The organism is Pelagimonas sp., assembly GCF_050633425.1.
Taxonomy (GTDB): Bacteria; Pseudomonadota; Alphaproteobacteria; order Rhodobacterales; family Rhodobacteraceae; genus Pelagimonas.
Map to the genome: position 1 here is coordinate 1 of NZ_JBOEGM010000032.1, position 21,540 is coordinate 21,540.

Below are 21,540 nucleotides of genomic sequence, written 5' to 3' on the forward strand. Positions count from 1 at the left end.
CAGCCGGAGCAGACCCCATTGTGGGCGCGCTTGAAGGCTCAAGGGTCGTTGCGACGTTTTCCGCTATCTCAGTTTCATCATTTCTTCTCTGAACGCTTCGGTGGGTGTTTGCCATCCCAGGCACTTTCTGGGGGTGCCGTTGAGGCGGTCGCAAATCGCCTTCATATTGCGATTTGAGAGCGCCGCGAGCTGGGTGTCACGCGGCAGATATCGTCGGGCACGTTTGTTCAGATTTTCGACCGATCCTTTCTGCCAGGGCGCTTGCGGGTCACAGAACCAACTTTCCGTGCCGATACCGGTTTTGAGTTTGCGCCATGCGCGGAACTCGAAGCCACGATCAAAGGTGATGGAGCGCCGTGCCGGTTGGGGCAGGGGTTCCATCACGTTCATCAGCTTGTTCATGAAGTGGGTCGAACTGCGGTCGTTGTTGCGGAACAGGACAGCGAAACGGGTCTTGCGTTCGACGAGTGAAGCGACGTTCATCTTGCCATTGGCACGTTCAAAGATCATCAGATCGCCTTCCCAGTCACCGAACGCCTCGCGTGTCTTCACATGTTCAGGGCGCTCGTGAATGGACCGATGGGGTGGGAAAACCTGACCTCTGGGCCGTCGTGCATAGCGTGGGCGCCGTTTCTTCCGACGGCTGGGCAGATAGCGCGCCGGTTCTTCGGATTGGCCATCCGGGCCATAGACATACTCATAGATCGTCTCGTGGCTGACGCGAACTGGGTGGCCATCGAAACCAAGCCGACCGGCGATCTGTTCCGGAGACCAGCCTTCCTTCAACCCGGCAATCACCGCTTTGCGCAGATCTTCCAATCGCACCAGCTTGCGTCGCCTGGCACGTCTGGCGGACGCCAAACGCTGCGCATTCATACCGTAGTATCCTGTCAGGTACGGCAGCTCATCATCGGTAAAATAATTGCGCTTGATCTCGCGATAGATTGTCGAGCGATGTCTGCCGATCTCCGCTGCGATCTTGCCGACCGGCATCTTTGCATTCAACATATCCTCGATTGCGCGTCGTTCACGCAAATCCAGCTCTGTGTGGGCCATCTTCCATTCTCCTTGCTTTCCAGCAAGATAGGGGATTCGTCGCAACCCAGTTTAGAATGTGCCCGGCTACACCTGTCACGGCGTATAAGGTTTATTATGTTAATTGTATTAACATTGAGACCGGCCCAACAGCTCATCTTACTGCCAGAAACGGACACGTCGTTGATCAACCACAAAGGGATTGAAAATAGGTAATCTTTGAGGCATTAAACAATATTATAAAGTCGTGGACGGCTTATAACCACTCATTCTTGCGAAGGAGACACCCATGCTGAAATTTCTCCGCACAAGCGCACTGGCATTGGCTGCCGCCTCCGTCAGTTTCGTTGCGGCCCCTGAGCGCGCCCAGGCGCAGTCCTATCAAATTGATTGCGCTATCCTACTTTGTCTATCTGGCGGCTGGCCTGCTTCGGTTCCGTGCGCCCGGGCCCGCGCCGAGTTTATCCGACGCATCACCCCTTGGCCCATTGAACCCCCACTCCAAATTTGGCGCTGTCCGATGGGCGCTTCCTTTGAGGTTGATCCTTCGACACTCGATGCAAACCGCATTTATGAAATCCTGATGGACGACAGCACACCGCAACAATCAGTTCCAACGCAACCACTCACGGACTTTCAGTTGGAACCGCAGCCCGCCGTTTTCCGCCGAAGCGGCGGGTCTGCACAACGCCTTCCCGAAGAAACCATGCTTCAGCTCATCAACGGTCTTAGCACCGAGAACGGTACTGCCGATATAGATATTGGTGGCCGAGAGTTTGACTTCGTGCGGTCGATCCGTGTTTTCCACGTTCGTTGGGCGCGACAAAGTGACGGTGACGAGCGCGGATGTGACCGATGGTCGGTCGTAGAACTTGGGACATACGGCAGGCAAGGCAGTTTCGGATGGCGCAGGGCGTCGGCTGGCGATCTGCCCGACGCCCACACGGGCATGGAGGGATATGGATCGAACTGCCCGAGCATTTGGCACCGATCTGTGTTCATCGACTGGCGCGACTATGAAGGTAATTATGGCTTTGAGCAGGTCAACTACTAAGCCTAGTGCCGCCGAAACGCGACAATACTATAATTGCGACAGGCATCTAAAGATTGTATGCCTGTTGCTAAAGATAAGAATCATTGAGGCAATCAGGCAAAGGAGCAGCACACCCCAAAAACAAACCCCCGCAAGGCGTCAACCTAACGGGGGGTTTTTGATAAAGCCAAGGGACGGCAATCCCGAAGTAGCTCTAGAAGTTAGCTCCGGTTTTATCATCACAACATCGTCGCAAGCAAGCAAAAAACGCAGTTTTTGCGAACGAGGAAGATGTGTCTCAGCCTGAGCCTCGGAAAACCACAAGGTTTAGCCTCAGACACAACAATCAGCAGGATCAGCGCGCCGACAGGCAAGGTCTTGTGTGTTAACGTCTGGTTAGAGGAACAGAATCGGAAGGAGGAAAATAGCCCCAGAAAGTAGAAACCCCCGCAAGGCGGAAACCTAACGGGGGGGTTCAGAAACCAAAGAACGCCAATTCTTCAGTAGGTCCAATTCTCTCGACCTCGGTTTTACCACCCCCTCTTCGAGCTGGCAACAAAAAACGCATTTGTGCGAACGAAGAAGATTTGCCCGCCACCGCCTTGTTTCACCAACGAGCAAGGACAGAACCATGACTGACAGGACATTCCCATCCCTACCACAAGGGCATCAGCGGTTTTCCGTTGAGCAGCTTCTTATCGAGCTGGCCCCCGCCCTCGGACTGCGCAGCAGCCGCCTTCACGCACTTCTCTACATGATGAAGCAAACCGCCCCCGGCGACTGGACGGCCCCAGACCGCGAGCCGGTCTTTTTCGCGCCCCAGGATCAAACCGCCGAGGCGTTGAGCAAAACCCGTCGTGCGCTTTATGACGATGAAGCTGCCCTTGAGGCCGCCGGTCTTATAGAGAAACGTGTGAAAGGCAACGGATCTCGCTCGCCCTTCGGTGGCTGTGGCATCGTGTTTTCCAGACTGATTGCCCTGGTCCCCGATCTGTTGAACCTCAAGGAGCAGCTGACGGCCGAGCGGTCCCACCGTAAGGTTCTGCGCAACCGCCGCAGCACCTACGTCCGCCACATCAAGCGCCATCTGAGGGATATGACACCCGATACGCTGGCCCATCCACGCCTTCTGAGCATCATCGAGGCGTTTGACGCTTGGCCTTTGGCCGCGCGTCTCGCCAACATGCCGATCGAGGCGCTTGAGCGGCACGTTTCAGAGGCACAAGCCCTGTGCACAACCTTGGATGATTTCCTTGAAACACGTCCAGATTCTACCGCCAAAGCGGCAGAAAACTTCCCGTGCTTTATACAAGAGAACAACCAAGATAGTTCATCTGTAATCTGTAACGCCAGCGTAGATGAACGGGGCGCGGGCAAGCCCGCGCACTCTGAATTTAGTTGTTCGTCGCCTGACGGCTCCGAAATTTGCTTAGAAAATAAGCATGGAGCGGAGAGGGCAGCGCGCAACACCCAATTCATCAATCATCTGACACCGGAGCGCATTTTCAAGCTCGCCAGTGACGATATGCAGTCTTACATCCTCGCATGTCAGGGCGATACCCCTACCCTTCGCGAGATTCACATCATCGACGCGGCCACGCAAATCATTCATCCACTAGGCATCAACCATGACGCTTGGATCAAGGCGGTAAGTCTCATGGGCGATGTTGGCGCTTCCCTGTGTGTCTTGTTGATCGACGCCAACAGGAACCATCCCACCACCCCGATCCGCAATCCGGGCGGGGCGCTACGCGCCATGACCGCCCGTCACCAATCTGGGTCGTTGAACCTGGTCGGAAGCCTCATCGGTCTCGCGCGGCGGCGCGGTCAATGAGTTCCGCGCCGTTTATGGATCTGCGCCAGCTCAGGATAGTGCGCCTTGCATCGGTTGTTCAGAATGCCGCTCGGTTTGTTCGCCCGCGGGCAATCCTTCGCGATGATGCCAAGCGCCGAAGGCAAATGCGTGTTGCCACCGACCAGCTCGATAAACCGAGTTTTCGAGTATCGGCCCTCGCGCTTGCACCGATCGCAGCGGATAACGACGGTTTCGCAGGGATAATCCCACGCCCTCATGGGGTCGCCCCATGATCGGATTTCATTTGTGCGCCCGATTGATGAATGGTCATTTTTTCCGCTTGAAGTGGCTCGATCAGATCGAAGGCTTCAGTCGCGGAACCGGTAAGCCAGGTCTGGTAATTGTGTGGCTCCAAAATGACTGGCATTCTGTCTGGATGCACTTCGGCTACCAGCTCATTTGGTTTCGTGGTGATGATCGTGGACGTCAGAGTTTTCCGAGGATCTTGCCCGTAGATTCCATCAAAAAGGGTCCAAATTCCGGCGAACGCAAAAGGTGGTCGCGGATCTTCGCCTTTCAAACCAAACCAAAAATAGGTGGCTGGTCTCTTTCCTTTCGGCTCGCAAAAACTGGTGGCCGGGACCAGGCAACGCCTTTTTTCAAAGCTAGACTTCCAAAACCGGGATACTCTCAGTTTGTCATCTCGGGCGTTGTTCACTGCCTTCGGCTGGATTGGAAGTCCCGTTCGGGTCGATTTCTGAGGCAACACAAAACCCCAGTGAGCGTTTTCTAGTTGCCGGTGGCCGGTCGGGTCGATCGTCACCATTGGCGACATGGTTTTCGGGAAGATTGACGGCAAAGATTGAGCGTTGCCAAGATGATCGCGGCTTGGGTCAATCTGAAAAAGTTGCCGCATTAGCTCAGGCGGCAGCGTGTTTGAGTACAGTGGACACATAGTTTTTCCGGCGCGTAGAGCGAAATTCCGTTGGTTTTGAAGCAATATTGGTATTTGGAGGCGTCCGACGCAAGCGCCGGAACAGCTCTAGGCTCTAGCCGGCAGACCGGCTTCCGCCCAGAACATCGCTACCCGCTGCGTGCTGATCCAATAGTCAGGCCGTGTCTCTTTCAGAGCCGAGCCCTATCCTTTGGTTCATGCTCGCCCAGGGTCGCGCCGATCTGCCCATTCGGGTGACGATCTTCGCCCTTGCAGCCTTAAATCTGCAATTTGCTCTGCAACTCAGCTTCGTCGCGCACCAGCTCGTGAACTGTCGCGATCCGAAGCTCTGCGGGATCAAAACAGGAATAAATCCAGCCTTCATCACCGCACTCTGTTGCGATGCACAATAGTTTTCCGTCCCAATAGTCTTGCATCCACTCAATTACCGCAGAGGATCGTCCGGCATTGGATATTCCAAGCCAAACCTCGTACTCTGAAAAATAACCTTGCGAACCAAGCAGGGAGAGCGCCTTGTCCAGTTCTTTGCGATCATGCGCAGTTGCATCAATAGGGATTGAACTCATTTGGTCTACCTGTCTTCGATGGGCTACAGCTATACATCCCAACAGGGTTCCCGTCTGCTCCGTAAGCAATCATTGTTCCGTCAATGATAGTTGTTCCCTCCAAGGGCACTAATGCCTTTGTTTCCACTTCGCTATCGACGCCCTGGAACGTGCGGACAGCGGCATTTGCACATGCTTCAATGTCATCAAACTCGGCCGTAATGACTTCGGAGCCGGATTGCAGATTGAACAGAACCAGAATCAGAATGATTTTCATGGCTACCCTCTTTATAAGCCGGGGACCGAAACCCATCGGCTCCGGCCCCCTTGGACGAAAAGCATTCACTTTTCACCTTCCACGATCATCGGCATCCCTGCCTGTTTCGCATCACTACAATATACTAACATCGTCCATGATACAATAATATCGTTCAGTGTGTCATCAGTAAGGCCAAGACGCGAAAACTCGGGGCAACGGCCCCTTTTTCAGCTTTCATCTTCCTAAAAATATCCTCGGGGGAGCGCCGTAGGCGCGGGGGCAGACGCCCCTGCCCTGCTAGACCGTGAGATTGCCCACAGGATCAGCACTCCGATATTTGTGTCTCCGTTTCTGACCTGCTTCGGTCATGCGCGTTCTCCCAGGGTCGAAGCTGCACAAGACTGGACAATCACACGGTCCCATGCCTTCGGCATCGGATCTCGCTCGATCCGGTTTCTTGTTGGCAGCTTGGGGTTCGGGCAAGCCGAACGCCGCAGCGCTGCGCCAGGGGGAAGGCGCGGCCTCCCCCCTCGGAACAGACAGAAAATGGGGTGTCCCCAACAACGGTCCCTTCGGGCTGCGTTGCCGGGTGATCCCCCTCCCCATTTTCCATCTGTTCTCGCCCCCCTCCGCGTTCGCCACGTGGCAGATCAGCAGGAACAGGCGCCTTCGGCGTCTGACCTGCCAATCAGGCCAATTAAGGGGCGCAAAGCCTCAAGGTCACACCACAAAGGAACCGAATATGGAAAATTTTGAGAAGATCAGCGAAGGCGTTTCTAACGAGTCTGAGACGTTCAAGCTGTTGAACCGTGGCTATGGGCCAGACGTGCGCAAAGCGGGTCAATGGTTCGAGGTAGAGCCGGAAACGTGGGATCATTTTCTGAACGTATTGCCGCCTAAGCATTGGTTGGGCGGAGCGTTCGTTATGTCCGAGGCAGCAACCGAATTTCTGTCTGACGCATGGATCAAGATCGGTGATCGCGCCTTTTGTTTGGCCGTACAGAACACGGGCCAGCAGGTGTTTGGCGAGACCGTTCAGGCTTTCACAAATCACGTTTCCGAGCAGTTGGCCGCATAGGCCGAAAGCCGCATCCGCAAAGGGTGCGGCACCCTTAACTAAACTCACCACCAGAAGGACCAATACCATGACTGAACAAACGAACATTCCGCAGATCACCGAAACCGTAGCGTTTTCCGATCTTTACGTTTCGCCTTTGAACCCGCGCACCGTGGTTTCCGAAGATGAAATCACATCGCTGGCCGAGAATATCAAAATCGCTGGCTTGATCCACAATCTTGCAGGTTTCCGCCATGACGGGACCGAGGGTGTGGGCGTGGTAGCTGGTGGGCGTCGATACCGCGCCCTTGCGTTGTTGCAGGATGATCCGCGTTTTCAAACCGTTCAGGTTCAGATTGCGGCAGATGAAGACACCGCGAAACTATGGGCGACGAGCGAGAACGCGCAACGCCAAGACCTGCACCCTGCCGATGAAATCCGCGACTATGGCGCGTTGGAAAAGACAGGTTTGTCCGCTGGACAGATCGCCGTGGCTTATGGTGTGACTGAGAAGAAGGTTTACCGCCGTTTGGCCTTGGCCGGCCTTCATACGGCTGTATTGGACGCTTTGAAGGCGAGCGAAATCAGCCTGTCCCAAGCCAAGGCGTTTACGATCAGCAACGACGAGAAGCTGACCCTTGAAGTGTTGGAGCGCGTGAAGGCGAACGGCACGAAGGGATGGGGCGCAATGACCGACTATCAGATCAAGGAAGGTTTGAAACCCGATCACGTCAAAGGCACAGACCGCCGCGCCGTGTTTGTTGGTGTAGAAGACTACAAAGCGGCAGGAGGCCGTGTTGGTGGTGATCTTTTTGAAGACGAGACGATCTTCGATGATCCGACCATTCTGCAAGAGTGCTTTGAGGCCAAACTTGCCGGCACCGCCGCGAAGATCGCAAAGGATAACGGTTGGACATGGGGCGAAGGCATCACCGATGATTATGTCTACGGCGATACGATCCAGCGCATGAAGATGGCGCGGGTCTACAAAATCGAAGGCGTGTTGACCGAGGAAGAAAGCGACCGCTACGACGAGTTGGGGGAGTTGGTGAATGCCGACGCCTGCGATGAAGCTGGCACGGCTGAATTTCTGGCGTTGCAAGCGAAGGTTGACGGTGCATTCACCGACGAGCAGCAAGCACATGCTGGCATTGTGATCTATGTTGACCATAGCGGCGAACTTAAGGTGATCGAAGGGCTTGTGCGGCAGGAAGACCAGCAAGCGGCCATTGCAGCAGGTGTACTAAAGAAGTCTGCCCACAAGGAGACGCCGAAGAAATCACCTATTTCAGCCAAGTTGCAGGAAGACCTTGACCGCATTGTCATCGGCACACGTCAGAACGCCCTACTGGACGATCCTACGCTTGCTCTTGATCTTCTGGCGTTCCAGTTGACGCAATCGAAGGGTTGGCAGCGCATCCATGCTTATGATGTGTCCCTGCCCTATCTGGCGAATGTGCCAGAGTGTGAGACGGGTTACACGCAAGATAAGCGTTTGACGTTGCCCGATCCGGTGGAGAGCAAAGGCAGCAAGGCCGAGGACTTCATCGCGTTTCGCAAGCGCGGCCATAAGAAGTGCATGGATATGCTTGTGCGGACCCTTATCGGCCAGCTTTCAATCTCACACGCCGACCTTGGCGAGTTGATTGACGAGAAGACGAAGAAGGACACGCGGACTTACTTCACGCCGACAGCGGAGAACTTTTTCAGCCGCGTTGGTGGCCCTTACATGATCGAATTGTGGAACGAATTGTTGGACCTGTCCGACAGCCATGATGCGTCTAAGACCTTCGCGGCACTGAAAAAAGGCGAGAAGGCCGCGAAGCTGGAAAAGCTGTTTGGCGACGAATCCACACGCAAGGCGCTTGGCGTCACAGAGACGCAAGAAGCGCGGATCGCAGCATGGTTGCCCGAAGGTATGGTCTAACGGGCTGGGCGGGGCGCACAAGCGCCCTGCCCCATTCATTGAGTGCCAAAGATTTTCTCTATTGTGCGGCGCTTTTGATTGAAACGACTTGGTGACGCTGTGACAATATTGTAATATTGTTTTTGGGGTCGCTGCGCAGTTAAACCGCGACTTTCTGCATAAGGATATGACGATGCAAACGAAGAGGCAATTTCTGAAGACCGTGAGCATGGCGACGATGTTGCTCGCCGCTCCGGCTGTTTGCCTCGCGCAAGACACGCCTTGGTCCGATGTTGGTTATGATCGTATCATGGTTGCGAATACAAACGGCGACCGGCTCGCGCTGCGATTTCGGATTGGTCAGCAATACGACGCCAGCAATCTGAGAAGGTTGAATTGGTTATGGCGCGATTGGCGCGACGGTGGTGCGCAACGAACGATCGACCCGCTATTGTTCAGCGACCTAGCGTTGATCCAGACGCGCATGTCGCTGGATTTTGGCTCACCAAAACTGATCTTGATTAACTCGGGTTATCGTACCGCTGGTCGAAACGCGACCATCGAAGGTGCAGCCCGAGATTCACAGCATGTCCGAGGTCGGGCATGTGATTTCAATATGGTAGGCGTCAGCCCTGCTCTTGTCGTCGGCTATGCTGAAGCCTACGGAGTTCATGGCTTAGGCCGCTACACGAATTTTACCCACATCGACGTTGGCCCAGCAGGGCGGCGTTGGAGTGGTTGACCAGTTTCCTTGTGGTGAGGATGTACCTGGCCCCGCTTCGGCGGGGCTTCTTTTTCTGGAATTTAGCTAAATTGGGTATTGCAATGCCTCATCATGTTTTATATATATTAGCTAAATTAGCTGTTTCACGAAAGGAGGCACAATGCGACAGTTTTCCGCAACAGACCTAGCCAACAGGACTGGCGATGTTCTGGCCCTTGCTGCACAGCAGCCGGTCGCTATCGCCCGCCACGGCAAGCGACGTTTTGTGGTTCTATCCACCGAGGAATTTGAAGCCCTGCGGCAAGGCAAAGACAGCCGCACCGCGTACCATGTGGACGATCTGGACGATGCCGAAGCCGCTCGCCTTATGACCGAACTACAGAACAGCATCGACAATGACTGATAGCAACGATCCAAAAATCGGCCAAGTTTGGCGCTATCCTTACCTTTGGTCGCATGAGGCAGAGGCGGGTCGCGTCGAGAGCAAGAAGCAAAGGCCAACAACCGTTTCGCTGTTGACCACCAACAAAGACGGTGAGGCTGTTGTGATGCTGGTGCCCTTGACGACGTTGGAACCAGACAACAACCCTTACGCAGTTGAGGTTCCAGAAATCGAGCTGCGCCGCGCAGGTCTGGACACATCTGTTCAGGCTTGGGTCATAGCCAACGAGTACAATTTCGAAGCCTACAAGCGGACCTATTACCTTGAGCCACGCGCACTGAAAGGCGAGTTTACCTCGATGTTCATCAAACTCGTGCAGGGAAAGATGATCGAGGCCATCAAAGCTCGCAAAGCTAAGGGTGTAGGTCGAAACTGAGGCCCCAAACAAACATGGTGGTCTCGTTAGTCTACGCGACCCCTACGGAGATTAAGAAAGGTGCTGACCGATGTTCGGTGTTCTTTACCATCGCATTTATCTTGCCGGTTATTCAGGGTGGGCAGCACCCCGCTGGATGCGCCTTATGCTGGCTCGGACCGAATTTCACAAGGCTTGGCTTTCCGGCTTTCATGGCCGCTTTGAAGAAGATGGCGTGATGTACGGTCCGGCCAATCCATACCCTGCTGTTGCGCAGGAAGAGGACAACAAGGCAGAGTGGTCGGAACAGCTTGTGCGCTATGGGTTGCCTCCGGGGTGAGAAATGCTTGAACGTCTTCAATACAGGATGGCCGAGGTCGTTTTCAGACCATTCAGGGTCTTGTCTTTGTCGTGGAAAGGCGGACGCGCTGTGTCTGCAAAATACACTTTAGCCGCGTGGGCCGTTTTTCTGCCGACTCTGGGTTTTGGGCTTTGGCTTGGCAAAGGGTTGAGTGGCGATCCATTCAGACTGGATACCCAGCCCACAACCCTCACCTACATCGGCTTGGCTTTTGCCGGTATCTGGCTGTTCTTTACGCTCTATGTGGCGCTCGTTGCTATCGCTCTTGGCCTATTGAATGCTTTTGGAAAATCCACCGCCTCTGAATGATTGCCCGTGGCGCCAGGGCACCGCCCTGCCGCCACGGGCCTGCGCTGTTCGCGCAGAACCGCTATCGCGGGATCAGCACCAGCTTTGACGCCGCCCGCCCTGGTAAGCTCGGGCCAGACCTTCGGCGGTCAAAATATCAGCGAGATTTTTTCCGCCCACATAGAAACGCGCCAAATTGCGATCATAGTCATCCAGCCCGGGCAAGATAACCAGATCGAGCGGTTGCCCTGATTCAACCAGGTCGCGCAACCTCTTTGTTGCAGCGTTTCCAAGGGCCAGCTCGTTATCGCATTGAGGCTCATAGGTTTCCGGTGTGTCGAAATCCACCAACCTGAACCGTTTTCCCGCAACGTCGATAGTGTCGCCGTCTACAACATAGATCGAGGCGGGTTGCAGGCGTTTGGTTTCGCCCGTCGAAAACATCGAGATCCCGACCAACACCGCCGCGGTCAAAACGAGCCAAAGAACCGCTTGGCGGTATCTGGGTTGCTTGCGCCGCTTCATGCCGAGTATGCCTGTCATTCCTCGCTCGTAATCCCGTATTCGGTCCCGCCGCTTTTCCTATTGGACCGTTGCCCACAAGCATGGGCTGTCTGCGCCGGACCTTTCGCCCTTTTCCGTTCTACAGAAGATCCTCTGTCCCTTCTAGGTTTCGTCATCGCATTGGTTGTCCTAGTGATGATCATTTTCGTCACGATGTGTTGCGCCCGCTGCCAACAACTTTGGTTTTATCCGGCCCTCAAAAAACTGAGCGGGCAGGTTCTTAAGTGTCCCCTTGGACGTGTTTCTCAAACGGAACATTGCTCAGTCTTCTCTTAGCGACCGGCGCGGGCTAGCGCCCTCCCCTTCAAACAAAAAAACGGCTTCCACCCGATATGAAATATTGCTAAACAATATTATAATATCGTTCGGACCCTCCGTTTTTTGGTTTGATCGCATCGAACACTGGCATGACCGTTTTTATCGAAACACTCTCACCAAGGAGACACCACAATGAGAACCTTTGCAGAATTTCAGATCATGGGCCGCGTTGGCAAAACCAAAGAAGTCGGCAGCACCCTTCGGGTCAGCATCGCCGCTGAGTATGGCCGCAAGGACAACCAAGGCGAGTTCCAGTCCAATCCCTTCTGGAACGAAGTGACGATCTTCAACGAGAACGTCATCAAGTGGGCGAAAGAAAACGTCCAACCCGGTGACATCGTTCACGCGCGCGGGACCATCCGCCAGACCCAATGGGAAAAATCCGATGGCGGCACCGAATACGGGATCACGATGGCGGCGGAAGACTTCGACAACATCACCCAGGCGGTGAAACGCTCGATGGAGCGTAACCAGGACTAAACGCCCTGAAGGCGGGCCCCACGGCCCGCCTTTCACCCCGTCTTGAATGTCGGCCGAGACCAGACAGAGCCAGAGGACGCACCAATGCCGAAATACAAAGCGACCCCCGATCCTCGTCACGTTCTGCCGACACGGCGCTTGGCAGAAAATCGGAAAGTCACGACGCCCGAAGGACACACCGTCCATCTGTCTATCGGCTACGATCCCGACGAACCAGACAGGCCGCGTGAAGTTTTCTATTCTGCGGGCTTCAAATCAGGCTCACAGCTCGAATTTCAGATCCAAGACGCTTGCGTGATGTTTTCGCTGTTGCTGCAACATGGGCTTCTCCCCGTAGATGTTGCGAAGTCGCTTTCTCGCGTCGAGCAACCCGATGGGTCGATGGCTTACGCCAGTATCGTCGGCTTGATCGCAGCAGAGCTAGTCGCCAAAGACCCAGTATAGCTCGTCTTCATTGTCCCGCCGATTTTGAAGATTTAGACACCATTAGATGTTGGCGTCAAAGGTTCGGTTTTCGGTATTTGGCCCCTGCCCCGGCCTTATGGCCGTGTCACCGCGCCCTAGGCTTCAGCCGGCAGACCGGCTTACGCCCAGAACCCCCGTGCGAGCTGATCCAATAGTCCTGGTCACGTCTCTCCGAGCCGCGCCCTGTCCTTTGTCTCATGCCCTGCCCTGGGCCGCGCCGATTTGCCCATTCGGATGACGGTCGCATGGGGCGACGGATCTCGGGCGATCCTGATTTTTCCTTTGTGACTTGGGGTTCGGACAAGCCGAACGCCACTGCGTCACGTCGCTAAGGGGACTTCGCCCCCTCGCGCCCGCAAGTTCGGATAGACAGGGCCGTGTCCTCGCGCTGCGCGCTGCGGGCCGCACCACCCCCGTCGATCCTGCCTTGCAGTTGCTAACCCCCACGCTTCGCCAGCGGGTCAGGTTTTCAGGATCAGCCGCTTTCAGCGGTTGTCCAAAAAACCATTCCAAAGGGGCAAAGACCCCGCCCACACCACGAAGGATCAAACGACATGAAAACATTTCGATTGGGATCATCCCCAGCCGTTCACACGCCGGGCATCATTGCTTGGGCGATCAATGGTTATGCGTTCGAAGAAGATCAGGCGCAGATGGTGAAAGTGGTTTGCGATACCTTCCCAACCCTTCCCGCTTATGCAGCGCGTCAACTTCTTTCCAAGGAAGTTGCCTACACCGTCGAAGGCGAAACCGTTGTTTTTTCGGTGGAGGATGAAGCTCATGTTTAAGCTGACGATTGACCACCCCGACCGGACAGGAACGGAAACCGTCTTATCAAACTGCGAAGTCACATTGCGGGTTTTGGGCCGCGATCATCACCGCGCGGCCGCCACAAAACCCGACCTTTCGCTTGCCGATCCATACGGCAAAGCGCTGGCAACAATGGACGCATGGGCGATTGATTGGGCGGAGGCAGGCCAATGACCGTAGAATATTGCTCAGTCGTTTCCGAGGTTGCGAAGCAGAACGATATTTTCCGCCAAGCCATTCTGGACCCAGAGGCCGCTATTCAAGTCGCACGGCAGGGAATTATCGGTCAAATCGTCCTGACGCCGGGTGTTGCCGAAGAAGCGGAGGGTTTTCGTCAAGCCGTTCTGGCAGCAGTGGCGCAGTTCGACACCTTTACCGAAGACAATGACCCTTACGGGGATCACACGTTCGGGGCGTTTGAGGTCGCAGGCGAAAAGCTGTTCTGGAAAATCGACCTTTACGACACAGCCTACCACTACGGCAGCGAAGACCCGGCGAACCCCACGGCCACGCGGCGCGCGCTCACGATCATGTTGCGCAGCGAATACTAGCGCCAGCGCCCCCCGTTACAGGGGGGCCATTCCCCCGTTTTTCAAGGACTACCCCAATGCAAGAAGAAATCACCGTCACCGCCCAGCTTGTCTATTCCTGTTCAGCAAACGACAGCCTGACCGCGCAGGGGCAGAGCATTCACGACGATCTAGTGCGGCTTCTGGATGCCGACAGCACCACAGGCGTTGCCTGTTGTGGCGTCACCATTCAGCACCTTTCCCCCGAAGCCCTGACCTATGGCAACGCCGAGGCGCGGCAAGGGGCGATCCGCCAAAGCGACCGGATCAAGGCCGCGTTGCAGGACCTCTATATCGACACCGAAGAAGCGCGGGAGCTTTTGACCTATGCGCTTTGCGATCTGCGCCATTTTGCCGATCAGCACGGGCTTGCCTTCGGGCGGCACGACAAGGACGCGCACCAGTATTACCGCGAGGAACGGCAGGCCGAGCCGGAGGCATTGGGGCAATGAACCAGACAGCCAGCACCCCCCACCCCGATCCTGACGTGATAATCCATTGCGGCGCTTGTGGCGGCGAGAACATCCGAAAGGACGCCTACGCCGAATGGAACGCAGAGCTTCAGCAATGGGAGCTTAGCGCAATCTTTGACCATACCGTTTGCGACGATTGCGGCAGCGAAAATTCAGCCATCGAAAAGGTGATTGAATCATGACCATCGAAGAAATCCAAGCCGCCGTTGATGCAGGAAAACCCGTTCGCTGGGCCAATGATGGATACCACGTAACAAAGGACTGTCACGGGCAATATCTGATCACGTTTCAACCCAATCAGAACACCATCGGCCTAACCAACCGCGCAGGCGACAAGCTGAACGGCCAGCCCGAAGACTTTTACATTGCTGAGGTGGCGGCATGACACCAGCAGCGAAAGAATTTGTGCGGTTGATGAATGATATTGACCGCTCGAAACACCGCACAGAGGTTTTTTCTGACTTCTGCGAAATGGGCTATTGCGCACTGGCAAAGAAGGCCAGCCCGTTCACCGAGCAGCAGGACGCCCTTGAAGCCCAATATATGGAAGTGGTTGGGCGTTACCGCGACAAAGACGATGTGCGCAAAATGCCCGAACTTATGGGCCTTGCCCTTGGAGAAATCAGTGGTGGCGGGTGTGATTTTCTGGGCATGGTTGCGGGTGAAATCGGCGCTCTGGAAAGCCGCCTTGGGCAGTTTTTCACGCCTTATGAGGTGTCGCGCCTCATGGCTGAAATTAACCTGACTGACGTTGACCAGATGATTGATGAACAAGGGTTCGTCACCTTGCAAGAACCAGCCGCAGGCGCAGGCGGTATGCTCATGGCGGTGGCTGATGTGATCGAGGGTAAAGGCCACAATCTGGAAACGAGTGTCTGGATCGAGGCGGTAGAGCTTTCGCGATCGACTTACCATATGTGCTATCTGCAATGCGCCGCCCGTGGCCTTGCTGGCAAGATCGTTTGCGGCAACAGCATTTCCCTTGAGGTGTTCACTGGCGCTTATACCGCCGCCGCGCCGGTCTTTCTCAATGCCAACGGCGACCCCTTTGCTAAGCAGAAAGAGCGGGCCGCACAATGGGAAGCGGCTGACAAAGAGCGGGTGCAGCGCATCGAGACCGAGCGCGCAGAACGTCTTGAAAGTCTTGAAACAGGCCCAGCCATTGCAGGCGATCAGCTCACCCTCTTTTGAGGGTGGCTATCTGCCTTGGTAGTCCCTGCCCCAGACGACCTTGCGGCCGTCCGTGACAAGGACGTGCGCTATTCGCGCGGAAGCCGCTAATCGCGGCGACTTCGGGAGACTCGTTTCAGCAAGATTGTTCAGCATCTAGTTGGGAAAGCCGAATATCACGAGTAAACCGACCATCGCCGCTAACGCCAATGCGGCGAAGCCAAGGCCCTTCCCCCAATCGCCCAAGGTTGCACCGGCTAGCACTGGATCTTCACCGTTACATTTCGGGCAGGTCTTGGCTCGAACCGCGACAGGCTCAAATCCACAGTGACCGCACTTTCCTGTCTTGCTCATATTTTCCGCTTTCATCTTCCTAAAAATATCCTCGGGGGAGCGCCGTAGGCGCGGGGGCAGACGCCCCCATGGCTCGTTCAATGTAGCCGCGCAATGGCTTGATTGTGGCTTGCCCTGGTTATTGGCGCAAGCTGGTACTGGCACGGCTTTTCCGACGTGTTGTTATCTTTCCCGCAGCGACAAAAGAAACCTGAGTTTCCGAATAGCATAACCGTCTCCGTGAAAAACGGTCGGGCAAGATACACGGCGCGGGAACCTGTCAACGCCAAGCCCTTCGGGGCGCTACGCGCGTGTTGACAGGCTCCCCTATGACCGCCGTGTTTCAAGGCCCTGTTTATTCACTAAGGAGACAATTATGAAATACCTTCGCAAAAAATCTAATCGGTTACGTCGCATTGCTGCGCGGCGGTTAAGAACACTCAGAAAGCAGCTACGTAAAATCGACTTGAGCCTAAGCGTCGAGCTGAATTTGCTCATCATCAAGATCAAGTTCACGATAAAGCGCCGTGAAAAATAGCGGCTGCACGGCAAAGCCTCGAACGGGGCTTCTGCCTTTCTGTTCTATTGAACAAAGTGTCGGGATGACCTACTCTTGCTGCACCGTCGGAGGTCTTAACCACCGTTTCTGGTTTCAAATCCACAGCACAGCTCAAATTGAGGTTTATATATGAATATTCCCATGCCAGACGACTATCCATTCAAATTGCCTACTCCGGCTTCGTCCGTAATTGCTCGGTTCGGCTTCTCCCAGAAGGAAGCGGCGGCGTTCTATGGTGTTCGGTTGGACACCATCAAAAAATGGATGAGCGGCAGGATGGAAATGCCAGACGACCTGTATTTAGCTAGCCTGGTCAAGCTCGACAAGTTGTCTTCGCTGGCCGCTTTTATCGCCAGCCGTTACTGCGAACAGGCTCTGGACAACGAGACGGGCGAACATATGTCGTCTCAGTACATCAGCTTGCCCACCCCTACGCAGTTGGTTCGCGGCTCTTTTCCATTTTCGAAGGGCTTTTTTGACGCGTTTTTCGCGGATATTGCCGCCAGATGCTACGCGGCTGGCGCAGAGAAATTTTGCTACCTGACACCCTGCGAACCCGAAGAGGAGTTTTGCGAAACAAACTTTTGGCTGGTCCCTTGGATTGAACGCGGCATGGTCATGGATGTTTGCCTTGAGCGGGAGGACGAAATCGTGCGTTTTGACGTGTCGCTTTACGATCATCTGCGCAAAGAGCTTGGAACACTTGAAAACGTGCAGGTTAATTTACCAAAACCGTCGTCCATGGATGACTTCGGCTGGCGGCTCGATACCGTCGGTATTGAGTGTCCTTATGTCCCAGATTGGTATGCTGAAGCTCATGATTTGACCGATGAGCAGTTGGCGCTAGTCAATACAACCGTTCGCCTTTCGGTCAGTCCTTCTTACGGAGAAGGTTCGAATGATTTTTCCGATATTATCGAGTGGCAGGGGAACGCGCTGCACTTTGTTGAAGATGACGAAATCCGTCCGATGATGGAAGCGTTTGAGAGTGAATCTGATGCCGATCTGACGGCTACCAATGAAAATCTCGTTCAGGTTTTGCGTGATGTTTTCGGGACCAAGAAGGCGCTCTTGGAGCGTATCGGGTACTTAGAATAGCGCTTTCAGTTTGGCCCCTGCCCCGGCCTTATGGCCGTGTCACCGCGCCCTAGGCTTCAGCCGGCAGACCGGCTTACGCCCAGAACGTCACGCCCCCGTGCGAGCTGATCCAATAGTCCTGGTCACGTCTCTCCGAGCCGCGCCCTGTCCTTTGTCTCATGCCCTGCCCTGGGCCGCGCCGATCTGCCCATTCGGGTGACGGTCGCATGGGGCGGCGGATCTCGGGCGATCCTGATTTTTCCTTTGTGACTTGGGGTTCGGACAAGCCGAACGCCACTGCGTCACGTCGCTAAGGGGACTTCGCCCCCTCGCGCCCGCAAGTTCGGATAGACGGGGCCGTGTCCTCGCGCTGCGCGCTGCGGGCCGCACCACCCCCGTCGATCCTGCCTTGCAGTTGCTAACCCCCACGCTTCGCCAGCGGGTCAGGTTTTCAGGATCAGCCGCTTTCAGCGGTTGTCCAAAAAACCATTCCAAAGGGGCAAAGACCCCGCCCACACCACGAAGGATCAAACGACATGAACAGCTACGAGCAAAAACAAGAAGACCGCCGCGCCCGTCTGGAAGCCGCAGCAGATCGGGCCGACGAACGTTCAAACGCTGCATATAAACGTGCTGACATGAGCGAAGACGCGACAGGCATTCCTTTTGGTCAGCCGATCCTACGCGGCCACCATTCAGAAGGTCGCCACCGCGCCGCTATCAAACGGGCAGACAATGCCATGCGCAAAAGCGTTGAGGAAGACAAACGAGCCAAGGAGTTGCGCGCAAAGGCGGCGAGTGTTGGCACTGGCGGGATCAGCAGCGACGACCCCGACGCTATCCCGAAACTGACTGAAAAATTGACCAATTTGCAATCCCAGCAAACCAACATGAAGGCGGTAAACCGTGTTGTGCGCAAGTGGAACAAGAAGGGCGTGACACCAGAGACAGAGGGCGAGACCTTTGACAGCTACGCGGCAGAATTGGCGGGTGTGGCGGATTTTTACACTCCGGCAATGGCCCGCGAATTGCTCAAACCGCAATGGGGTCATGCAGGACCTATCGGTTTTGCGCCCTACCAGTTGACGAACCTTAACGCGAAGATCAAAGCCACCAAAAAACGCATTGAACAACTCGAAAAAGCCAGCGCGGCCACAACAAAACGTCACGAGTTTCAGGGTGTTTGTAATGTGGTTGAGAATGTCGAAGAGAACCGCGTTCAATTTATCTTCGATGCCAAGCCAAGCGCGGAGGTGCGCCGCATTATGAAATCGCATGGCTTTCGCTGGGCACCGTCACAAGGAGCGTGGCAACGGCAACTCACCGGAAACGCCCGTTATTCGGCTCGGTTGGCCCTAAAGGAGCTAGGCGTTGAGCTTTGAAAATTGAATGTCGGTCAACTGGTGATAAGCTAACCCCACTCCCTGTTGGTTTATCTGGCCCATGCGGCCCCTGCCTGAAATGGCGGGGGCTTTTTCTATTGTGGTGATTGTGACGCGGCTTGGAACGGGCTACGCCCGTCCCCTGCCCCGCCCTTGCGCTTCACGCGGAGGCCCTTCGGGCCTGGTCAAAGGCAACTAAACGGCATCGGGTCGCCCAGCTTAACGTCATAGGATTCATCGCCAACAGAGACGGCCACCGCGCTGTGCGTGCGAAAGCCAGTGAGCAGCGGTTCCCATGCTCCGCCAGCGTTATCAGCTTTCGAAATTCGGCCATGGTCCAACGTGGCTTGAATAGAGATTAAGTCGGGAAAACGGAATGTCACAGGAACACTCATATCCAGTTCAGGACCAACGCCGACCATAACGGCACTAACAGTTGTTCCATAGACGGTATTTGGGTCGCAGACCATCGACACCGAGACAGCGCCGTCAAGCGTCTGATAAAGGTCAACGCCACGTTCCATACTATGTTCCCATGCTTGCGCAGTGACCGGCAGACTGCCAACAATAATACCCAAAATCAGTGGTTTGTTAAAAAGCATAGGCTGCCTCCTTTTTGGAGACAGCCTAGCATTTTCGGCCCGTAAATCCAAGGTCTTGCTTATGTTTCGGCGGCTTCTATCCGGTCGCTTCCACATAGATCACATCCGTCTTGCGCCCGTCCTTCCACATCGGCACCAATGAGCCTGTATTCCATTTGTAAAGCCATCCCACCACCTCACGCGTCTCTCTGTCTAAAATCCGTTTTATGGGTTCTGCGTGGAGCCTCTTCTTGTGTGCCATGATCTTTCCTCTGTCTGCACTGAGAACAGCACTTCCCTTGCCCGTTTCTCGGAATTGGAACAGGGTAAGCGACTGCTTATCCCTGAGTATGCGCGGAGCTTGAGAGGTTGGGGGTGAAACCAAATCGACAGGGTTGGTGCGGCCCGCAGCGCGCAGCGCGAGGACACGGCCCTGTCTATTTTGTTTCAGGGGGAAGGAAGCCGAAACTCCTTCCCCCTTCTAAGGATAAACTGCGCGGCTGGCCGCGCCTTCTATGAATACTTGCTGTTCAGTTCTTTGATGACTTCATCAAGGCAGGACCAAAACAGAATTTCGAATTGACCTCGCACCATTGCGGCATCCGATGAGACGCGCAACGGATCGTGCTTGTCTCTCAGTTTTTCAAGCAACGTAGTATCGACGCGCTTCGTACTCTTGTAGCCTTCCCGCATCGGTCTGCGCTCAGCTTCCGGTTTTTCGACAAATTCCGGTTTTGGGTCGAAACGCTCAATCGCCCGTCTGCCAGCCAAGGCGATTATGTCTTTCTGCGGTAGGCCCTTTTTTTCCAGCGCTTCAAGTTTGGTGTGCTGGTCAATTTTGACCGCCGCGATCAAGGTTAGCTCGCGTTTTGATCCGAGATCCTTCTTTGGTTCTGGGGCTGTCTGCTTCCGTACTGGTGCTGTCGCTGGTTTTGCCCTTGGCTTGCGTGTCCGAGCTGCTGGTGGGACGGTGGTAGTTTCCGGCTTGGGTTCTTGGGGTTGAACAGGCTGCGGTTCGGGTGCCTGAATTTCAGGGGGTTTGTTGGTCGGCAGTTTGTTGAACTCCGAAAAATCGGACGTATAGGTTGGGTCCGATCCAGCGATCTTTGGCTTTTTCTTCCGTGCCATCAGCTACCCCCCGTTAGTGCATCAAGAATGGATGAGGCTTCTTCGAGCGCTTCATTGAAGCGGGCTGCCTGAACTCGAAGATGGCCGGGGCCGGTGCGGCGGTTTTCCGCAATGTGGTGAATGAAGCCTTCTGCCGAGGCGTCTTTGTGCTGTATCCGGTGCACGAAATAGTCGTCCATGACGGGAAACTGTGAGAGAGCTTTCTGTTCGATCAGCAGCTCAGACTTGCTTTGCTTAGCTGGCACGTTCGATAGGAGAACGTGGAAAGTTGGTAGGGCTTCTGGATCGTCCGCCCGTTCACGTAGCCCTACATACCAATTGAAGGTATCGGTTGTAATTTCCAGATCATCGTCACTCAACATCATCGGCACAACAATCGCGTCACTTTCCGACGCCAGATCATCAGCCCAGGCTCCGGCTGCACCGATGGTATCAACAAACACAAAGTCCGCTGTGTCGTTTTCGTAGGCTTCCTCTGCCTTTTCCTCCAACTCGCTGGCTTTGGTCAAAGGCTCGATCTTGAACAAAGGGTCGTCAATCTTGAGTTTGGTCGCCCAACGCGCGAGGGCCTGTTGCGGATCAGCATCGAACACAAGGCAGCGTTTGCCCCGTGACATGGCGGCGCTAATGAGTGCGCGCGTCAAAGTCGTTTTTCCGGCACCACCTTTTCGGGTCATTACCGAAATCACTTTCATATCTTCGTTGGGCATGTTGCCTGTTCCTTGTTCTTTGTTGCCTGCTTCCTGTTCCTTGTGCCTTGTGCCTTGTGCCGTGTTGCCTGTCAAGTGTTCCTTGCGCCGTGTGCCGTGTTGCCTGTGCCGTGTTCACTCTGCCCTGTTACCTGTGCCGTGTGCCCTGTTGCCTGTGCCGTGTGCC

Annotated in this window: 28 protein-coding genes; 20 read left to right on the forward strand and 8 right to left on the reverse strand. The window is 55.1% G+C overall.

Annotated features, from left to right (window positions below):
- Nucleotides 1–63: 63 nt before the first annotated feature.
- Nucleotides 64–1,056, reverse strand: a complete 993-nt coding sequence (locus ACRBB0_RS22690) for an IS30 family transposase (RefSeq protein ID WP_431376755.1) — start codon at nucleotides 1,054–1,056, stop codon at nucleotides 64–66.
- A gap of 268 nt (nucleotides 1,057–1,324) precedes the next feature.
- On the opposite strand from ACRBB0_RS22690, the gene ACRBB0_RS22695 reads away from it, so the two are divergent.
- Together ACRBB0_RS22695 and repC are read left to right on the forward strand one after the other, a co-directional pair.
- The gene (locus ACRBB0_RS22695) at nucleotides 1,325–2,089 is read left to right on the forward strand and encodes a hypothetical protein (RefSeq protein ID WP_431376756.1); all 765 of its coding nucleotides are present in this window, start codon (nucleotides 1,325–1,327) and stop codon (nucleotides 2,087–2,089) included.
- A gap of 610 nt (nucleotides 2,090–2,699) precedes the next feature.
- Nucleotides 2,700–3,902 (forward strand): replication initiation protein RepC, encoded by a 1,203-nt coding sequence (gene repC / locus ACRBB0_RS22700; RefSeq protein WP_431376757.1) that lies wholly within the window; start codon nucleotides 2,700–2,702, stop codon nucleotides 3,900–3,902.
- Nucleotides 3,903–4,137: 235 nt separating this feature from the next.
- Here repC and ACRBB0_RS22705 read toward each other — a convergent pair whose 3' ends face one another.
- The 3 genes from ACRBB0_RS22705 to ACRBB0_RS22715 all read right to left on the reverse strand — a co-directional run bounded on the left by ACRBB0_RS22705 (nucleotide 4,138) and on the right by ACRBB0_RS22715 (nucleotide 5,640).
- Complete coding sequence (locus tag ACRBB0_RS22705; RefSeq protein ID WP_431376758.1) at nucleotides 4,138–4,818, reverse strand: SOS response-associated peptidase; 681 nt, start codon at nucleotides 4,816–4,818, stop codon at nucleotides 4,138–4,140.
- Between the two features lie 257 nt (nucleotides 4,819–5,075).
- Nucleotides 5,076–5,384, reverse strand: a complete 309-nt coding sequence (locus ACRBB0_RS22710) for a hypothetical protein (RefSeq protein ID WP_431376759.1) — start codon at nucleotides 5,382–5,384, stop codon at nucleotides 5,076–5,078.
- Nucleotides 5,365–5,640, reverse strand: a complete 276-nt coding sequence (locus ACRBB0_RS22715; RefSeq protein WP_431376760.1) for a hypothetical protein — start codon at nucleotides 5,638–5,640, stop codon at nucleotides 5,365–5,367. The genes ACRBB0_RS22710 and ACRBB0_RS22715 overlap by 20 nt, the downstream gene beginning before the upstream one ends.
- A 724-nt stretch (nucleotides 5,641–6,364) precedes the next feature.
- On the opposite strand from ACRBB0_RS22715, the gene ACRBB0_RS22720 reads away from it, so the two are divergent.
- From ACRBB0_RS22720 to ACRBB0_RS22750, 7 genes are all read left to right on the forward strand, one after another.
- On the forward strand, nucleotides 6,365–6,700 hold the full coding sequence (locus ACRBB0_RS22720) for a DUF1419 domain-containing protein (protein WP_431376761.1): 336 nt from the start codon (nucleotides 6,365–6,367) through the stop codon (nucleotides 6,698–6,700).
- 67 nt (nucleotides 6,701–6,767) lie between these two features.
- Nucleotides 6,768–8,606, forward strand: a complete 1,839-nt coding sequence (locus ACRBB0_RS22725; RefSeq protein WP_431376762.1) for a ParB/RepB/Spo0J family partition protein — start codon at nucleotides 6,768–6,770, stop codon at nucleotides 8,604–8,606.
- A gap of 172 nt (nucleotides 8,607–8,778) precedes the next feature.
- Complete coding sequence (locus ACRBB0_RS22730) at nucleotides 8,779–9,327, forward strand: YcbK family protein (protein WP_431376763.1); 549 nt, start codon at nucleotides 8,779–8,781, stop codon at nucleotides 9,325–9,327.
- 142 nt (nucleotides 9,328–9,469) lie between these two features.
- Nucleotides 9,470–9,712 carry a type II toxin-antitoxin system prevent-host-death family antitoxin gene (locus ACRBB0_RS22735; RefSeq protein ID WP_431376764.1) on the forward strand — a complete coding sequence of 81 codons (243 nt, stop codon included), beginning with the start codon at nucleotides 9,470–9,472 and terminating at the stop codon, nucleotides 9,710–9,712.
- Nucleotides 9,705–10,127, forward strand: a complete 423-nt coding sequence (locus ACRBB0_RS22740) for a hypothetical protein (RefSeq protein ID WP_431376765.1) — start codon at nucleotides 9,705–9,707, stop codon at nucleotides 10,125–10,127. The genes ACRBB0_RS22735 and ACRBB0_RS22740 overlap by 8 nt, the downstream gene beginning before the upstream one ends.
- A 70-nt stretch (nucleotides 10,128–10,197) precedes the next feature.
- A complete protein-coding gene (locus ACRBB0_RS22745) occupies nucleotides 10,198–10,446 on the forward strand; it encodes a hypothetical protein (protein WP_431376766.1) in 249 nt (82 codons plus the stop codon).
- A gap of 3 nt (nucleotides 10,447–10,449) precedes the next feature.
- Nucleotides 10,450–10,776 carry a hypothetical protein gene (locus tag ACRBB0_RS22750; protein ID WP_431376767.1) on the forward strand — a complete coding sequence of 109 codons (327 nt, stop codon included), beginning with the start codon at nucleotides 10,450–10,452 and terminating at the stop codon, nucleotides 10,774–10,776.
- A 72-nt stretch (nucleotides 10,777–10,848) separates the two neighbouring features.
- Here ACRBB0_RS22750 and ACRBB0_RS22755 read toward each other — a convergent pair whose 3' ends face one another.
- Nucleotides 10,849–11,298, reverse strand: a complete 450-nt coding sequence (locus ACRBB0_RS22755; RefSeq protein ID WP_431376768.1) for a thermonuclease family protein — start codon at nucleotides 11,296–11,298, stop codon at nucleotides 10,849–10,851.
- Nucleotides 11,299–11,769: 471 nt separating this feature from the next.
- On the opposite strand from ACRBB0_RS22755, the gene ACRBB0_RS22760 reads away from it, so the two are divergent.
- The 11 genes from ACRBB0_RS22760 (at nucleotide 11,770) to ACRBB0_RS22810 (ending at nucleotide 18,955) form a co-directional block, all read left to right on the forward strand.
- Nucleotides 11,770–12,117 carry a single-stranded DNA-binding protein gene (locus tag ACRBB0_RS22760; protein ID WP_431376769.1) on the forward strand — a complete coding sequence of 116 codons (348 nt, stop codon included), beginning with the start codon at nucleotides 11,770–11,772 and terminating at the stop codon, nucleotides 12,115–12,117.
- 84 nt (nucleotides 12,118–12,201) lie between these two features.
- Nucleotides 12,202–12,561: a hypothetical protein gene (locus ACRBB0_RS22765; protein WP_431376770.1), complete on the forward strand. Its 360-nt coding sequence runs from the start codon at nucleotides 12,202–12,204 to the stop codon at nucleotides 12,559–12,561.
- Nucleotides 12,562–13,136: 575 nt separating this feature from the next.
- A complete protein-coding gene (locus ACRBB0_RS22770; RefSeq protein ID WP_431376771.1) occupies nucleotides 13,137–13,370 on the forward strand; it encodes a hypothetical protein in 234 nt (77 codons plus the stop codon).
- A complete protein-coding gene (locus tag ACRBB0_RS22775) occupies nucleotides 13,363–13,566 on the forward strand; it encodes a hypothetical protein (protein WP_431376772.1) in 204 nt (67 codons plus the stop codon). The genes ACRBB0_RS22770 and ACRBB0_RS22775 overlap by 8 nt, the downstream gene beginning before the upstream one ends.
- On the forward strand, nucleotides 13,563–13,943 hold the full coding sequence (locus ACRBB0_RS22780) for a DUF3768 domain-containing protein (RefSeq protein ID WP_431376773.1): 381 nt from the start codon (nucleotides 13,563–13,565) through the stop codon (nucleotides 13,941–13,943). Before ACRBB0_RS22775 ends, ACRBB0_RS22780 begins: the two co-directional genes overlap by 4 nt.
- A 56-nt stretch (nucleotides 13,944–13,999) precedes the next feature.
- The gene (locus ACRBB0_RS22785; RefSeq protein ID WP_431376774.1) at nucleotides 14,000–14,413 is read left to right on the forward strand and encodes a hypothetical protein; all 414 of its coding nucleotides are present in this window, start codon (nucleotides 14,000–14,002) and stop codon (nucleotides 14,411–14,413) included.
- Nucleotides 14,410–14,616, forward strand: coding sequence for a hypothetical protein (locus tag ACRBB0_RS22790; protein WP_431376775.1), 207 nt, complete (start codon nucleotides 14,410–14,412; stop codon nucleotides 14,614–14,616). The genes ACRBB0_RS22785 and ACRBB0_RS22790 overlap by 4 nt, the downstream gene beginning before the upstream one ends.
- The gene (locus ACRBB0_RS22795; protein WP_431376776.1) at nucleotides 14,613–14,819 is read left to right on the forward strand and encodes a hypothetical protein; all 207 of its coding nucleotides are present in this window, start codon (nucleotides 14,613–14,615) and stop codon (nucleotides 14,817–14,819) included. The genes ACRBB0_RS22790 and ACRBB0_RS22795 overlap by 4 nt, the downstream gene beginning before the upstream one ends.
- Nucleotides 14,816–15,625, forward strand: a complete 810-nt coding sequence (locus tag ACRBB0_RS22800; protein WP_431376777.1) for an N-6 DNA methylase — start codon at nucleotides 14,816–14,818, stop codon at nucleotides 15,623–15,625. Before ACRBB0_RS22795 ends, ACRBB0_RS22800 begins: the two co-directional genes overlap by 4 nt.
- 1,012 nt (nucleotides 15,626–16,637) lie before the next feature.
- The gene (locus ACRBB0_RS22805) at nucleotides 16,638–17,594 is read left to right on the forward strand and encodes a hypothetical protein (protein WP_431376778.1); all 957 of its coding nucleotides are present in this window, start codon (nucleotides 16,638–16,640) and stop codon (nucleotides 17,592–17,594) included.
- A gap of 515 nt (nucleotides 17,595–18,109) precedes the next feature.
- Complete coding sequence (locus tag ACRBB0_RS22810; protein WP_431376779.1) at nucleotides 18,110–18,955, forward strand: DUF3560 domain-containing protein; 846 nt, start codon at nucleotides 18,110–18,112, stop codon at nucleotides 18,953–18,955.
- A gap of 185 nt (nucleotides 18,956–19,140) precedes the next feature.
- Here the strand turns inward: ACRBB0_RS22810 and ACRBB0_RS22815 are convergent, their stop codons facing one another.
- From ACRBB0_RS22815 to ACRBB0_RS22825, 3 genes are all read right to left on the reverse strand, one after another.
- On the reverse strand, nucleotides 19,141–19,557 hold the full coding sequence (locus ACRBB0_RS22815) for a hypothetical protein (RefSeq protein WP_431376780.1): 417 nt from the start codon (nucleotides 19,555–19,557) through the stop codon (nucleotides 19,141–19,143).
- A 492-nt stretch (nucleotides 19,558–20,049) separates the two neighbouring features.
- The gene (locus ACRBB0_RS22820) at nucleotides 20,050–20,664 is read right to left on the reverse strand and encodes a hypothetical protein (RefSeq protein WP_431376781.1); all 615 of its coding nucleotides are present in this window, start codon (nucleotides 20,662–20,664) and stop codon (nucleotides 20,050–20,052) included.
- Complete coding sequence (locus tag ACRBB0_RS22825; protein ID WP_431376782.1) at nucleotides 20,664–21,374, reverse strand: ParA family protein; 711 nt, start codon at nucleotides 21,372–21,374, stop codon at nucleotides 20,664–20,666. Before ACRBB0_RS22825 ends, ACRBB0_RS22820 begins: the two co-directional genes overlap by 1 nt.
- Between the last annotated feature and the right edge of the window lie 166 nt (nucleotides 21,375–21,540).

Excerpts from the sequence above, each read along its gene's own strand:
- ACRBB0_RS22690 (WP_431376755.1), bottom strand. The coding sequence starts at position 1,056 with ATGGCCCACACAGAGCTGGATTTGCGTGAACGACGCGCAATCGAGGAT.
- ACRBB0_RS22695 (WP_431376756.1), top strand. The coding sequence starts at position 1,325 with ATGCTGAAATTTCTCCGCACAAGCGCACTGGCATTGGCTGCCGCCTCC.
- repC (WP_431376757.1), top strand. The coding sequence starts at position 2,700 with ATGACTGACAGGACATTCCCATCCCTACCACAAGGGCATCAGCGGTTT.
- ACRBB0_RS22705 (WP_431376758.1), bottom strand. The coding sequence starts at position 4,818 with ATGTGTCCACTGTACTCAAACACGCTGCCGCCTGAGCTAATGCGGCAA.
- ACRBB0_RS22710 (WP_431376759.1), bottom strand. The coding sequence starts at position 5,384 with ATGAGTTCAATCCCTATTGATGCAACTGCGCATGATCGCAAAGAACTG.
- ACRBB0_RS22715 (WP_431376760.1), bottom strand. The coding sequence starts at position 5,640 with ATGAAAATCATTCTGATTCTGGTTCTGTTCAATCTGCAATCCGGCTCC.
- ACRBB0_RS22720 (WP_431376761.1), top strand. The coding sequence starts at position 6,365 with ATGGAAAATTTTGAGAAGATCAGCGAAGGCGTTTCTAACGAGTCTGAG.
- ACRBB0_RS22725 (WP_431376762.1), top strand. The coding sequence starts at position 6,768 with ATGACTGAACAAACGAACATTCCGCAGATCACCGAAACCGTAGCGTTT.
- ACRBB0_RS22730 (WP_431376763.1), top strand. The coding sequence starts at position 8,779 with ATGCAAACGAAGAGGCAATTTCTGAAGACCGTGAGCATGGCGACGATG.
- ACRBB0_RS22735 (WP_431376764.1), top strand. The coding sequence starts at position 9,470 with ATGCGACAGTTTTCCGCAACAGACCTAGCCAACAGGACTGGCGATGTT.
- ACRBB0_RS22740 (WP_431376765.1), top strand. The coding sequence starts at position 9,705 with ATGACTGATAGCAACGATCCAAAAATCGGCCAAGTTTGGCGCTATCCT.
- ACRBB0_RS22745 (WP_431376766.1), top strand. The coding sequence starts at position 10,198 with ATGTTCGGTGTTCTTTACCATCGCATTTATCTTGCCGGTTATTCAGGG.
- ACRBB0_RS22750 (WP_431376767.1), top strand. The coding sequence starts at position 10,450 with ATGCTTGAACGTCTTCAATACAGGATGGCCGAGGTCGTTTTCAGACCA.
- ACRBB0_RS22755 (WP_431376768.1), bottom strand. The coding sequence starts at position 11,298 with ATGACAGGCATACTCGGCATGAAGCGGCGCAAGCAACCCAGATACCGC.
- ACRBB0_RS22760 (WP_431376769.1), top strand. The coding sequence starts at position 11,770 with ATGAGAACCTTTGCAGAATTTCAGATCATGGGCCGCGTTGGCAAAACC.
- ACRBB0_RS22765 (WP_431376770.1), top strand. The coding sequence starts at position 12,202 with ATGCCGAAATACAAAGCGACCCCCGATCCTCGTCACGTTCTGCCGACA.
- ACRBB0_RS22770 (WP_431376771.1), top strand. The coding sequence starts at position 13,137 with ATGAAAACATTTCGATTGGGATCATCCCCAGCCGTTCACACGCCGGGC.
- ACRBB0_RS22775 (WP_431376772.1), top strand. The coding sequence starts at position 13,363 with ATGTTTAAGCTGACGATTGACCACCCCGACCGGACAGGAACGGAAACC.
- ACRBB0_RS22780 (WP_431376773.1), top strand. The coding sequence starts at position 13,563 with ATGACCGTAGAATATTGCTCAGTCGTTTCCGAGGTTGCGAAGCAGAAC.
- ACRBB0_RS22785 (WP_431376774.1), top strand. The coding sequence starts at position 14,000 with ATGCAAGAAGAAATCACCGTCACCGCCCAGCTTGTCTATTCCTGTTCA.
- ACRBB0_RS22790 (WP_431376775.1), top strand. The coding sequence starts at position 14,410 with ATGAACCAGACAGCCAGCACCCCCCACCCCGATCCTGACGTGATAATC.
- ACRBB0_RS22795 (WP_431376776.1), top strand. The coding sequence starts at position 14,613 with ATGACCATCGAAGAAATCCAAGCCGCCGTTGATGCAGGAAAACCCGTT.
- ACRBB0_RS22800 (WP_431376777.1), top strand. The coding sequence starts at position 14,816 with ATGACACCAGCAGCGAAAGAATTTGTGCGGTTGATGAATGATATTGAC.
- ACRBB0_RS22805 (WP_431376778.1), top strand. The coding sequence starts at position 16,638 with ATGCCAGACGACTATCCATTCAAATTGCCTACTCCGGCTTCGTCCGTA.
- ACRBB0_RS22810 (WP_431376779.1), top strand. The coding sequence starts at position 18,110 with ATGAACAGCTACGAGCAAAAACAAGAAGACCGCCGCGCCCGTCTGGAA.
- ACRBB0_RS22815 (WP_431376780.1), bottom strand. The coding sequence starts at position 19,557 with ATGCTTTTTAACAAACCACTGATTTTGGGTATTATTGTTGGCAGTCTG.
- ACRBB0_RS22820 (WP_431376781.1), bottom strand. The coding sequence starts at position 20,664 with ATGGCACGGAAGAAAAAGCCAAAGATCGCTGGATCGGACCCAACCTAT.
- ACRBB0_RS22825 (WP_431376782.1), bottom strand. The coding sequence starts at position 21,374 with ATGCCCAACGAAGATATGAAAGTGATTTCGGTAATGACCCGAAAAGGT.